Below are 12473 nucleotides of genomic sequence, written 5' to 3' on the forward strand. Positions count from 1 at the left end.
GCCACGGAGCGGTCAAGGCCAACGGCTAGGGCTCGAAGGGATAGTCCCTCGAAGGTCCTCATGCCGCACAAGTTCCTGATTGTCACGGCGGCCGCCGCGCCGATGCTGCTCGCCGCCGGCGACGCCCTGGCCGAAACGCAGGTCACCAGCAGCTCGCGCACCACCGCGATCACCACCGCCAGCCCCAATGGCGGAGCGGCCGATGACGTGAAGGTCACGGAGGACGGCGTCATCACCCTGAGCGCGTCGGGCCCGATGGTGACTCTGGACAGCGACAACACCGTCACCATCAACGGAGGCCTGGCCAGCGTGGGCGTGGACGACTCCGTCGGCGTGCTGGTCATCGGCGGCAAGACTGGTTCGGCGACCAGCGACGGCTCGATCAGCCTGACCGAGGATTATGACTACGAGGACACCGACGACGACGGCGACTATGACGGCCTCTTCGCGAAGGGCTACCGCCGCTACGGGATGCGTCTGACCGGAACCGACGCGTTCACCGGGACGATCACCAATTCCGGCTCGATCACGATCGAGGGCATGGACTCGGCCGGTATCAGCCTCGAGGCGCCGCTGGTCGGAAATCTCGTCCATTCCGGCTCGATCAGCGTGACAGGTGATCGCGGCCATGGGATCCGCATCGCCGCCCCCGTCACCGGGAACGTAACGATCGAGGGCTCTACCAGCGTGCTGGGCCAAGGCTCGGTCGGCGTGGCCGTGGACTCGGCGATCAACGGCGCCTTTGTCCTGCAGGGCTCGGTATCGTCGACCGGCTATCGCATCACCTCCCGCTATAGCGACCCGGACGACCGCGCGTTGCTGGATGCGGACGACATGCTGGAAGGCGGCGGCGGCGTGAACATCGCCGCCAACGTCTCAGGCGGCGTCCTGCTGGATGTGCCCCCCCACGGACACCAATGACGACACCAGCGACGACGAGGACGGCGACGGCGTCACCGACAGCTCGGAGGGTTCGGCGTCCATCTCGGCCTATGGCGGAGCCCCGGCGCTCAAGATCGGTTCGAACAGCAACACGGTCACGCTCGGCGCGGTCGGGACGGAAGACAACGCCTATGGCCTGATCATCAAGGGATCGATCAGCGCCTACAGCCCCTATGACGGCGTCGAAACCACCGCGGTGCAGATCGGCGGCGACGCAGGGTACGAAACCCTGATCACCGGCGGCGTCCGCATCACGGGGTCGGTCTCCGCCTCGGGCTACGAGGCCCAGACCAACGGCCTGCATCTCAAGTCGGACGCGATCGCCGACACGATCTGGAACGCCGGGACGATCAGCGCGACGTCCACCTCGGAAGGCGATTTCTCCGCGCGGGCCCTGGCGATCGATTCCGGTGCGCAAGTCAGCACGCTGAACAACGACGGCGTGATCAGCGCCACGGTCCTGGGAGAAAAAGGCTCATCCTACGCGATCCTCGACAACGCCGGGACACTGAGCACGATCAACAACACCCGGACCATCGCCGCCTACGTCAGCGCCACCGACGATGATTACGATACCGACGACGAGAATGACGACGCCAGCGACGAGACGGTCACCGGCAAGGCGATCGCCATCGACGTTTCCAAGAACACGACCGGCGTGACCATCACCCAGACCGGCGTCGACGACGGCGATGACGGCGACGATGGCGTGGACGACACGGACACCGACGGGGATGGCGTGGACGACGCGGACGAGCCGGCGATCATCGGCAAGATCCTGCTCGGGTCGGGCGATGATCACCTGAACGTCTTGAACGGCACGGTCATCGGCGCGATCTCGTTTGGAGATGGCGCCGACAGCCTGACGATCGACGGCGGCGGCTATGTGCTGACCACCCTGTCGGACTCCGACGGGCGGCTGAACATCAATATCGGCTCGGGCACGCTGGGCTTGCTCAACACCGATGACCTCAAGGTCAGCAACCTGACCCTAGGCGCGGACAGCAAGCTGATCTTCAGCGTCGACCCGGCGGCGGGAACGGCGACCCGCCTGATGGCGGACACGGCCACCATCGCCAGCGGCGCCAATCTGGGTTTGGTGTTCAACAATCTGCTGACCTCGGCCTCGACGTTCGAGGTCATCAAGGCCGGAACCCTGGCGGCCGGCGATATCAGCCAGGATCTGCTGGGCGACGCCCCCTACCTCTATGTCGCCAAGGCCTACCAGTCGGGGGACAGTATCGACATCGACGTTCGCCGCCGGACGGCGACCGAGGCCGGCATGACGCGCAACCAGGCCTCAGCCTACGACGCGGTGTTCGCCGCCCTGTCCAAGAACGGCGACATCGCCAGCGCCTTCCTGAACCAGAACACCAAGGACGGCTTCTACAACCTCTACAACCAGATGCTGCCCGACCAGGGCCTGGGCATGTTCTCGGCTCTGCAGGCGGTGAACCAGCAGATCTCGGCCGCGACCATGATCCGGCCGGATCTGGGTGATCGGTATGGCCCAGACAGCGTCTGGGTGCAGCAGATCAACACCCTGGTTCGGCGCGAGGACGACGAGGACCAGGGCTCTGACACCCAGGCGCTCGGCTTCGTCGCCGGCTACGAGGCCATGGGCGACGCGGGCGGCGCCCTGGGCGTCACGCTCGCCGCCGTCAGCATCGAGGAGCACGACACGACCGCCAAGGTCGGCGAGCATACGACCAACGCCCTGATCCAAGCCGGAGTCTACTGGCGCCGTTCGGTCGGCGGCTGGCGCTTCAACCTGGGCGGCGGGGCCGGCTATGGCTGGCTGACCGGCGACCGCAGCTTCTACAGCGAGGACGTCGACGCGGACGGCGAGGTCGACGCCTCGGCGACCAGCGTCGCCCACTGGAACGGCTTCACCACCAACGCCTTCGCCGGCATGGCCTACGAGCAGTCGATCGGCCGCTATTTCATCCGGCCGGAAGCGCGGCTCGATTACGTCTATTTCAGCGAAGGCAAGCGCAGCGAGACGGGAGGCGGGGATGGCTTCGACCTGATCCGAAACGCCCGAAGCTTCAGCAACCTCAGCGGCGACGCCGGGATCGTGCTGGGCGCCCAGTTCGGCGAGGCGGTCTGGTGGCGCCCCGAAATCCGTGTCGGCTACCGCCAGACCCTGGCCGGCGATATCGGCGACACCGTCGCGCAATTCCGCGGGGGCCAGTCGTTCACCCTAGCCTCGACCGCCGACAAGCAGGGGGCGGCCACCCTGGGCTTCGCTATCCGCGCGGGCTCGGCTCTATCCTACTTGGCGCTGGAAGGCGGCGCCGAGGCGGCCAAGAAGCAAAACCGATACTACGTGCGGTTCTCAGGCCGAGCGATGTTCTAAGGCCTGTAAAAGACCGCCACAAAGTCGCCATGATCGCGATTGTTTCAATACACTGCGAAGGTATTTCCGCCGCCTCGCGTCGGTAGAGCTTCGGGAGTTCTCGGACTCAGGAGCGCGTGGCGTGCAGCAAAGAATCCTTCTCCTCGACGCCGATCTCGAAGCGCGGGCGCTGATGTGCGACCTGCTATCCCGTCATGAGTATGAGGTCGTCACGGCGTCGTCCGGCCAACAGATGGATCGCATCCTCAACACGACGGCGGTCGACGCCGTCGTTCTCGACATCATGCTGCCAGGTGAGGGCGGCTTTTCCGTTTGCAATCGCCTGCGCAACCAAAACCCCGCTCCGGGCGTCATCGTGGTCAGCGCGATGGCCGAGGAAAGCGACGTCGTCGTGGGCCTGGAGATCGGGGCGGACGACTATGTCGCAAAACCCTATCGCTCCCGGGAGCTTCTCGCGCGAATCCGCGCCGTCCTGCGAAGACGCCAGGCCAGCCTGCGCCCCCATCCCGACGACGACCGCGCCAACGTCTATCGCTTCGACGGATGGCGACTGAACGTCGTGACGCGCCAGCTTTTCGATCCCTATAGCCGCCCCATCGAACTGTCGTCCGGCGAGTTCAACCTGCTCAGGACCCTGGTCTCCAGCCCGCAACAGATCGTGCCGCGCGCGCGCCTCTCTCAGCATCCCGTCACCGGCGAGCGTCGCGATGGCTCGCCCCAGATCAATGTCATCGTCAGCCGCCTGCGCGCCAAGCTGGCTCGCGTTCAGGGCGGCGCGGATCTCATCCGGACGGTGCGCGGCCAGGGCTATCTTCTGACCGCCGCGGTCGAGAGCCTGGCGGACGACTAAGACGCGCGATCAGGCCGCCGCGTCCACGGTTCGCGCGCCCGGCAACCGAACCTCCGCTATCAGCCCTGGCTCGGCGGAGCGCAAGGTCAACTCGCCGCCATGCGCGCGCACCGTAGAACGCGACACCACGAGACCCAGGCCGACGCCCGACTTGCCCGAGGCCCGAGCTTGTGCGCCGCGATGATACGCCTTGAACGCCGCTTCCAACTCCTCGGGCGGCATGCCCGGCCCGGAGTCGCGGACGGTGACGCACGCCTCTCCAGCGATCGTCTCCAACCTCAAACGCGCCTCGGCCCCGTACTTCACGGCGTTGTCGATCAGGTTCTCCATCACGCGCTGAATGCCGACCACGTCGATCTCGACGAGCACGGCCGGCCCAGGTTCCAAGACGACCGGTCCGGCGGCGTCGTCGACCACCACCTCCAGGAGGGAGCGCAGATCGACGACCTGGCGCTCTTGCCCCTCCATCTCGTCGCGCATGAAGCTGAGGACCGAGGCGATCATCTGCTCCATCTGGTCCATATCGCGCCCGATCGCGGCGCGTAGGGACGGTGGCGCGCGCTCGAGCTTGAAACGCATCCGCGCCAGAGGGGTGCGCAGGTCGTGGGAAATGGCCCGCACCATGCCGGTGCGATCATCGACATAGCGCTTAATGCGCCGCTGCATCTGATTGAAGGCCTCGGCCGCGACGCCGATCTCGGCCGGTCCGGTGAGCAGCGGCAGCTCAGCAGACGGCTCGCGCCCCAGGCGCTCGGCCGATTCCGCGAACGCCTTGAGCGGCGCCGCCAGGCGCTTGGCGACCAACAGCGCGATCGGCGTGATCAACGCCACCGAAAGACCGAACCAAAGCATGACGCGGCGCTGCCAACTGTTGGGGAAGCCCTCCGCTCGCGGACGAACGGTCGCCCAGCGCCCGTCGGCTTGCCTAAGGGCCGCCACGAACTCGCCTTCGATGTAGGCGGACGGCGCGAAGCCGAACCGACTGACCGGCGCGCTCAAGGTCCGGCCGGACGAGCCGTCATCGACCTTCTTGGGCGCGGTCGGCGGCGGCGCGATCACCAAACGCGGCGCGGGCGCGACGCGCTCGGTCTTAGGCGCGGCGAGAGGCTCCACATCGGCTGGCAAGGCCTTCAGGGTTTCCCCGTCGACCGCCTGGGCGGAAGGCGCGCGCTCGGGCGGGCTCTGCTTTGGCTTCGAGGCCTCGGCCGCTGGTTGCGCTTGGGTGGAGAAGCGGACGTTGAACACCGCCGCGTCGAGCGGCGTCCGGATGATCGGGCCTCGCGGCGGACGGATGGGAAGGTTAGGCTGCTCTCCCATGGAAGGCGGCGCCCCGGCGCCGGACGGCGGGAAACCATTGGGCGACGCCGAGAACCCCGGATGGACGCCAACCTGGGAACCCAGCGCCGGTCGTTCGCGCCGATCCGCCGCGGGGCCCGCCCGCCCCCGCCACGCCTCTCGGAGATCCGCGGCGCGCGGGAACGACGCCGAGCCGCCGGAAACAGGAAGGCCGCGGAAGGAGGACGGTGGGCCGCTCGGAGGAAACGCCCCGCCTGGAAGCCCCCCCGCCGAGAACGTTCTCGCGGAGAACGTCCTCGCGGGCGCGCCCCCGGGGAGACGCGGCCGCGACATTCCGCCGCCCGGCGGAACCATGCTGGCCATAACATAGCTGCGGCTAGCCTCGCGACGCGGCGGCGGCGCGATCGGCGCGCCGGCCAAGGGGGGCGGCGCATAGAACAGCAGGCGGACATCGCTCTCCGGCGCGCCAATGAGCTTGGCGAGATCACGCGTGGCCGAGGGGGAAACCACCCACCCCGGACTGTCCAGACTGGGCGGCTCGGCTTCAAGGGTGCGTACCAGCGGACGCTCGCGATCGTGGCGGGTTTCGCGGCCGCGCAGGGCCGCTTCGATGTCGGCAAGGCTGTACTGGCTGGGCGGCGCGGGCGGGAAGAAGACGGTCAGAGCCAGAGTGACGACCTGAGCCGCCACCAGGGCCCCGACGACGACCGCCAGGATGCGGGCCCAAAGCGGAAGGCCTATCCGTCCGGCTCCGCTCATTCCGCTACTCTCCCACGAACACGCTGGCGTCGAGCATATAGCCCACGCCGCGATGCGTTCGGATCAGCTCGCGGTCCGTCTGGTCCTGAATCTTGCGCCGCAGACGGCTGATGTGGAGGTCGATCGCTCGGCCAGGCTCGTCCTCGCCGCGCAGCAAGGCGATGAGGTCCTCGCGCGGAACAACCTGTCGCCCCCGCTCCAGCAGGACGCCGAGGATCGCGAGCTCGCTGCGGGTCAGCAGCAAGACAGCCCCGTTGGGCGCCCGCAGCTGGCGGGCGGCGAGATCCAGGCGGAAACCGGCGAAACGATAGATATTGGTCTTGCGCGCGGCCGAGCCAGGCGGCCTGCGCCGCAACATCGCCTTCACGCGCGCCAGCAGCTCACGGGGCATGATCGGCTTGACGACATAGTCGTCGGCGCCGAGCTCAAGGCCGAGAATCCGATCGATAGGATCGCCCAGCGCCGTCAGCATCAGGATCGCCGGGCCACCGCCTTCCGCCAGGGAGCGACAGAGGGAAAGGCCATCCTCTCCGGGCAGGTTGATGTCCAGAACCGCCACCTGAATAGCGCGCTCCGCCATGATCCGTCGGGCGCTGGCCGCGTCGCCGGCCTCGTGCACCAGATGATCGTTGTCGCGAAGATAGGTCGCCATCTCGCGGCGGAGTTCGACGTCGTCTTCGACGAGAAGGATTTCCGGGACCGGCGTCGTGGCGGCAAGAGGGTTCATGACCGCGATATTAAACCACGGCCACGGGCGCGAGGTTAAAGGGATTCCGCCGCCGCGGCGCTTGATGGAGCAAATTGCCGCGCTTGTCTGGGCCGGCGATCTGGCCTTGCTCGAAGGAGGCGATGAGGGTTCCGCCCGAAGCCCTGGCGAACACGGCAATTCGTGCTCTAGACGGCTGCTGCTTAGGCGTAGCTATCCTCCGCGTTCGATTCTCCGCGCCAGCGACTTTTTTCGGAATTTGGTCATCGCGACGCCGCCAGGCGGACATCCGCCCGCGAGCGCCATGGCTCACGGACGGAATCCCCCACCTGCGGCTGAGGGGCGGGACGGCGGAGATGATCCGCCGTCGTCAGCCACCGGTTCGGCTTGCGTGTCGCCATGCGCTCTATCGGGACGGCGGCAAGCCTGGAGAGCCTCGCCGAGACGGGTGGCGATCAGGCTCTCGGACTTGACATACCATTGGCCGTGGCTGGGGCCGACGGCGGTGCGTCTCATTCTGTTGACGCCGCGTCTCAATTTCGCCGAGCAAGGTTCACTTAGCGCCAAAAGAAAAGGCGCGGCGGTCACCCGCCACGCCCCATTTTCCAAGCCTTAAAGCGAGGGATCAGAAGAAGCGCTCGCCGATCCGGATGGTGTCGCCGGGCGCCACGACGATCGATGGCGTCAGCTCGCTCTTGTTCTCGGTCGTCTCGCCGTTGTGTTTGATCCAGACGTTCTTCTTGTCGGCGCGGTAGGTGAAGCCGCCGGCCGTAGCCACGGCGTTCAGGACGGTCAGTCCCGACGTGTAGGGATAGGTGCCGGGCTTTTCGACTTCACCGAGAATGTAGAAAGGACGGAAGGTCAGGACCTCGGCGCTGACGCGCGGATCCTTGAGATAGCCGTCGCTGAGGGCCTTTTGGACCGCTTGCTGGAATTGACCGACGGTCATGCCGCCCGCCTTGATCTCACCGATCAGGGGCAGGGACATCAGGCCGCTGCCCGTAACGAAGAATTCGCCCGACAGCGACGGCTCGCCGTAGACCGTGACGCGGACCTTGTCCGCCGGCCCCAGCAGATAGTCCATGGACTGGGCCGGCGCGACCGCTGGCGCCCCGGGGGTGAGGGTTTGGGCATGAGAGGCGCCCGTCATGGCGCCAAACGTCATGAAAACCGCCAGCGCCAACAGGGAGAGGGCGCGAGAGAGTTTCGGAACACCGATCATTGCGAAGCTTCTCACCTTGAGACTTACAGGACGCGGAGATTGGAATTGCACATCGCACGTGACCGGCTGATGAACAAGGCGAAGCCTTAGGCCGCGCGCGCTTTACTGAACTGAATGACCTTAGGCTCGCCACCATCAAGTCTAACTGCGGTCAAAACCCCGGTCGCATAGGCGCCGGTGTCGACATTGATCCGCCGTCGGCCAAGGAAAACCTGCTCCACGGGCGTATGCCCATGCACCACCGTTGCGTCCAACCCATGCGGGTTGTCCAGAAATTCGTTGCGGATCCAGAGAAGGTCCGCCGCCACCTGGCGCTCCAGAGGCAGCCCTGGACGCACGCCCGCGTGGACAAAGACGTAATCGCCGTAAACCACGCTCAGCTCAAGCTGGCGCAGGAAGGTCTCGTGCGTCGGCGGAAAGGCTTCGCGGAAGGCCAAGCGCGTCTGTTCCCAGACCTCGGGCTCGGCCCGGCCCACCGGCCGGCGCACGCCGTACGAGGCCAAGGTCTCGCCGCCGCCGTACTCCACCCAGGAGGGCCCAGCCATCGGGTCGTCCAGGAAGTGCAGCAGGGTTTCTTCGTGGTTCCCCATCAAGGCCCGGAACTCGAACCGTCCCTCGGCCGATTGTTGAGACAGATCGATCAGCCGATCGATCACCGCCGCTGAATGCGGCCCTCGGTCGATGTAATCGCCCAGCATGATCAGGACAGGTTGATCCTGACGACCGAGCGTTCGGAAATCCTCGGTCATGCGCTCGACGAGCCCATCCAGGAGATCCAGCCGGCCGTGCACGTCCCCGACGGCGTAGAGCAGACGCCCGTCCGTGGACGCGGCGCGCTCGGGTTGCTGTTTGGACCGAAAGAGGGACTTGAACATCGAGCTCGCCAGGTCGGCGACAGGCGCCGGGAAGATAGTCCAATTTTGCCCCAGGCGGCCGGCTAGTTCAACGGCGCGCATGTCGGTTAACCCTGAATTTAGCAAACCCATTGACGATGAATTTACCAAATAAATACGCGACTCATTACAGTTAATAGCAAAATTACCTTCGTCTTAAATTTGAATTATACCATCTAAATTCAGCTCAAATTCGTGGCGCGAATGAATAGTGCCCCTGCAAACACAGCGGGGACAGCATGTTCAACACGCGCAACATTGTTAGCGGCTTGATCAGCGCCGTCGCCTTGATGGCTGGCCTTAATGCTCACGCTGGTTCAATGCCCTTCATGCCGCGTGGTGCGGGCATGAGCGCGCCGACGGGTTTCGCCGAGCTATGCCGGCGTGATCTCGCCACCTGCGGACTCCCTCAGAGCCAACTGGCCCTGTTGGGCCTTGAGGCGCCTTCGGGCCAGTCGCTCACCTCGTCGGTCGGCGGGGCGCCCGCCCATGCTTTCCCAGACGCTCGCACGCCCTCTCAAGATCAAGCTCCCGAGCTGGTCCCGGCCGTTGCTTCCGAGGTCGCAACGCCCGCCGCTCAAAGCACCGTCGCCGGACCGGAGCAGCCGGCCATGACCGTTCCCGCCGTGGAGACGCCCGCAGCGGCGATGATCTCGGCGTGGCTGGCTCGCGGCGAGCGCGAGCAGCTGAGACTGCTCAATCAGATCAACCAGGCGGTCAACCGGGACGTCAAGAAGGCCAGCGATCTCGACCTCTATGGTCAGCCTGAATACTGGGCCTTGCCGCGCGTGGTTGACGGCAAGCTCTACGGCGACTGCGAGGACTATGCGCTGGAAAAGCGTCGTCAGTTGATCGCCGCGGGCGTGCCCGAAAGCGCTCTGTCGCTGGCCGTGGCGGTCACCGCGCGCGGCGAGGGCCACGCCGTGCTGATGATTTCGCTGAAGAGCGGCGACTGGGTTCTGGACAACCTGACGCCCTGGGCTACCCCCTGGGAAGACCTGAACTACCGCTGGGTCCAACGCCAAGTGCCGGGCACGGCGTTGTGGACGAGCGCGACCTGAGCTCGATCAGCGCTGACAACCTAAGAAGCCCCGAACTCAGTTCGGGGCTTTTCTATTTGGCGTCACGCCCTTTGAAGGTCGCTGCGAAAAAACGAAACGCCCGCCCCGACGAGCGGAGCGGGCGTTGCTTCGTTTGCGTGATCGGATAGCGCCAGCTTACAGGAGCCAGGAGAGGCCCATCGCAAGCAGTCCCCAAAGGCCCGCCGACGTCAGCACCGCTAGGCCCAGGCCGGCCAACGGAGCCATGCGGGCCTCTCGCGCCGACAGCGCGATGTCCGTGGGGGAGAAAGAGATTTCGGCGTCGACCATCGACCACAACTCCTGCTTGTCGATGGAGTATCGCGGCGAGGGTAACGCCCCATAAAAAATCTAGGTTTATCTGAATTAAACATCGTGCGGCGCGCACCATTCCCAGCGGGACGCGGCGCGGCTGGCGGCCCTTTCATGGATCGCCGCCAACCGCTCTTCCGTCGCACAGGGCTTATTGGGCCGCCGCCTGTTCCTGTTGAAGGCGCTCGGACGCGATCAGCAAGGCCAAGCCGACCCGACCGGCTGGATCGCGAATGCTGTTGGCCAGCGCAGCCAGCCGCCTAAAGCTATTTGGCCGGCTGAACTCGATGCGCACTTGATACATCGCCACCTGGCGAACAGCTGGCGTCAGAACAGCCCAGTGTTCGTAAGCCAAGCGCGTGCGGCTCTCGAAGAGGCTGGTCTGCAACGGCGCCACCGCGAAGGAATGATCGAGCGCCGTGTTCGCGGCTGCGATGTCTCCACGCTGGAACTGCACGGCGGCCATCCGCAGCCAGGCGCCGCCCGAGGCCGGCCTCAAAGCGATCTCTCGCTGGGCGTGGGCCAGCATGCGGTTCTGAACCTTGAGATCCTTGGTCTCGCGCGCCAGATCCTTTTCGATGGAGACGGCAAGGACTTCAGCCGATGCGGTGGGGGCCCACGCCATGTCGCCGCCGAAGCGCGCAACGGCCAGAGGCGCCGCGACGAGGAGCGATACGACGAACACCCCTCCCGCGAAAGCAAAGCTGCCCGCCTTGATGGCGGCCGGCGCGCGGCGTGATGGCGCGACAGTCGTCACGGCCCCAAGGCCGACGGCGAATAAGGCCTGCAGGGCCGGCACTTGAACCGCGAAATCCGAGAGACCGTGCAGAAGCACAAGAACAGCGGCGGCGACGGTCGCCCGCGCCAGCATCCCGGCTGTCCCGGGCTTGACGCCTTCCCTCGCGGTTCGTCCCAAAGCAACCGAAGCCCAGGCCGCCATCATGATGGTTCCGACGATCCCGCCTTCTTCCAGCCATTGCAGATAGAGGTTGTGGGTCGCCCGCACGTCATAAAGGACACGCAAGGTTTCGCTGGTGGTGATCAGCTGGTTCACGAGCGGGAAAGAGCCAAGGCCGAACCCGAACCAGGGCGAGCCGCGGAACGCCTCCCAGTGAGCGTCGAAGATGGTCCGCCGAACCACGACGTCATTTTGCAGGTTTTCGAGGCGAGCCGCCGTCAGATCGGCGCTCTGCATGGCGACGCCAACAACGACGAGCAGGGCGGCCGCGCCGCCAATGATGGCAATGGCGCTGAGCTTGCGCCCTTGCGCCAGGACCTGCCAGGTCAAGAGGATCGCCAGCGCGACCACGGTGGAGAAAATACCTGCCCGAGACGCCGTCAGAGCCAAGGCGACGGCGAACACGGCTGCGGCGCCGAGGGCGAGGCTGGCGTCCAGCCCCAGTCGCTCGATACGCAGCCTCCCGCCGGCGCGCTGGAGAGACTGTGAGAAGAACCCCAAGGCGAACACGACGCCGATCCCCATCAAGGTGGCGGCGCTGTTCGGGCTCAGCAAGGTCGCTGTAAGCCGCCGCCCGCCTCGAAGCGTCACGTGATCGACGATGGCCACCGCGGCGAACACGCCCAAGGCCAGCAACAGCCACCACATCAACGCGCGACGCCGCGTCTCCGAAGCCCCAACGATCCACGCGCCATAGAAAAGGCAGGCCAGCCCAAGAAGCCGCAGCAGGCTTAAAGTGAGAGAAGAGCGATCGACCGTGATCGAACCGCCGCGGCCAACATAGGCCCAGACGGGGTGAGGGCCGCCGGGGCCAAAAGGCGTCAACGCCCAGGCGGTGGCGATCAATACGGCCAGGAACATCAGGCCAGGCCAAGGCGCCGCCAGGATACTCGGCACGCGCCGCGCCCAGGCGCATGTGCTTAGCAAGACCAGCAGAAACAAGGACTGCAGAACGCCGAAGACGGCGGCCACGGCCACATCGCTTGCGCCGAACACGACGATTTCCGACACGACCAAAGCAACGAGGGCGCCGATTGCGACGCCCTCGGAAACCTGCAGCTTTCGGGTTCTAGCAGCGCCGGGCGACGGTGAGCCCT

General features: G+C 66.0%; 10 protein-coding genes. 4 read left to right on the forward strand and 6 right to left on the reverse strand.

Annotated features, from left to right (window positions below; genetic code table 11):
* Positions 1-60 precede the first annotated feature (60 nt).
* The 3 genes from Q0379_RS24185 to Q0379_RS09715 all read left to right on the forward strand — a co-directional run bounded on the left by Q0379_RS24185 (position 61) and on the right by Q0379_RS09715 (position 4151).
* A complete protein-coding gene (locus tag Q0379_RS24185; protein ID WP_366519315.1) occupies positions 61-921 on the forward strand; it encodes a hypothetical protein in 861 nt (286 codons plus the stop codon).
* The gene (locus Q0379_RS09710) at positions 896-3301 is read left to right on the forward strand and encodes an autotransporter outer membrane beta-barrel domain-containing protein (RefSeq protein WP_366519316.1); all 2406 of its coding nucleotides are present in this window, start codon (positions 896-898) and stop codon (positions 3299-3301) included. The genes Q0379_RS24185 and Q0379_RS09710 overlap by 26 nt, the downstream gene beginning before the upstream one ends.
* Positions 3302-3422: 121 nt before the next feature.
* Positions 3423-4151 (forward strand): response regulator transcription factor, encoded by a 729-nt coding sequence (locus Q0379_RS09715; RefSeq protein WP_299007669.1) that lies wholly within the window; start codon positions 3423-3425, stop codon positions 4149-4151.
* 9 nt (positions 4152-4160) lie between these two features.
* On the opposite strand, the gene Q0379_RS09720 is transcribed toward Q0379_RS09715, so the two are convergent.
* The 4 genes from Q0379_RS09720 to Q0379_RS09735 all read right to left on the reverse strand — a co-directional run bounded on the left by Q0379_RS09720 (position 4161) and on the right by Q0379_RS09735 (position 9090).
* The gene (locus Q0379_RS09720; RefSeq protein WP_299007671.1) at positions 4161-6206 is read right to left on the reverse strand and encodes an ATP-binding protein; all 2046 of its coding nucleotides are present in this window, start codon (positions 6204-6206) and stop codon (positions 4161-4163) included.
* Positions 6207-6210: 4 nt separating this feature from the next.
* Positions 6211-6933 (reverse strand): response regulator transcription factor, encoded by a 723-nt coding sequence (locus tag Q0379_RS09725; RefSeq protein WP_299007673.1) that lies wholly within the window; start codon positions 6931-6933, stop codon positions 6211-6213.
* Positions 6934-7537: 604 nt separating this feature from the next.
* Positions 7538-8134, reverse strand: coding sequence for a polysaccharide biosynthesis/export family protein (locus Q0379_RS09730; RefSeq protein ID WP_299007675.1), 597 nt, complete (start codon positions 8132-8134; stop codon positions 7538-7540).
* Between the two features lie 86 nt (positions 8135-8220).
* Positions 8221-9090, reverse strand: coding sequence for a metallophosphoesterase family protein (locus tag Q0379_RS09735; protein WP_299007676.1), 870 nt, complete (start codon positions 9088-9090; stop codon positions 8221-8223).
* A gap of 284 nt (positions 9091-9374) precedes the next feature.
* On the opposite strand from Q0379_RS09735, the gene Q0379_RS09740 reads away from it, so the two are divergent.
* Positions 9375-10088, forward strand: a complete 714-nt coding sequence (locus Q0379_RS09740; protein WP_299007677.1) for a transglutaminase-like cysteine peptidase — start codon at positions 9375-9377, stop codon at positions 10086-10088.
* A 156-nt stretch (positions 10089-10244) separates the two neighbouring features.
* On the opposite strand, the gene Q0379_RS09745 is transcribed toward Q0379_RS09740, so the two are convergent.
* Entirely contained in the window at positions 10245-10397 is a 153-nt protein-coding gene (locus Q0379_RS09745; RefSeq protein ID WP_299007678.1) for a hypothetical protein, read from the reverse strand.
* Positions 10398-10569: 172 nt separating this feature from the next.
* Positions 10570-12387, reverse strand: coding sequence for an O-antigen ligase family protein (locus Q0379_RS09750; RefSeq protein ID WP_299007680.1), 1818 nt, complete (start codon positions 12385-12387; stop codon positions 10570-10572).
* Positions 12388-12473 lie beyond the last annotated feature (86 nt).

Source organism: uncultured Caulobacter sp. (assembly GCF_937900395.1).
GTDB lineage: Bacteria > Pseudomonadota > Alphaproteobacteria > Caulobacterales > Caulobacteraceae > Caulobacter.

Excerpts from the sequence above, each read along its gene's own strand:
- Q0379_RS09730 (WP_299007675.1), bottom strand. The coding sequence starts at position 8,134 with ATGATCGGTGTTCCGAAACTCTCTCGCGCCCTCTCCCTGTTGGCGCTG.
- Q0379_RS09725 (WP_299007673.1), bottom strand. The coding sequence starts at position 6,933 with ATGAACCCTCTTGCCGCCACGACGCCGGTCCCGGAAATCCTTCTCGTC.
- Q0379_RS09720 (WP_299007671.1), bottom strand. The coding sequence starts at position 6,206 with ATGAGCGGAGCCGGACGGATAGGCCTTCCGCTTTGGGCCCGCATCCTG.
- Q0379_RS09710 (WP_366519316.1), top strand. The coding sequence starts at position 896 with ATGTGCCCCCCCACGGACACCAATGACGACACCAGCGACGACGAGGAC.
- Q0379_RS09745 (WP_299007678.1), bottom strand. The coding sequence starts at position 10,397 with ATGGTCGACGCCGAAATCTCTTTCTCCCCCACGGACATCGCGCTGTCG.
- Q0379_RS09740 (WP_299007677.1), top strand. The coding sequence starts at position 9,375 with ATGAGCGCGCCGACGGGTTTCGCCGAGCTATGCCGGCGTGATCTCGCC.
- Q0379_RS09735 (WP_299007676.1), bottom strand. The coding sequence starts at position 9,090 with ATGCGCGCCGTTGAACTAGCCGGCCGCCTGGGGCAAAATTGGACTATC.
- Q0379_RS24185 (WP_366519315.1), top strand. The coding sequence starts at position 61 with ATGCCGCACAAGTTCCTGATTGTCACGGCGGCCGCCGCGCCGATGCTG.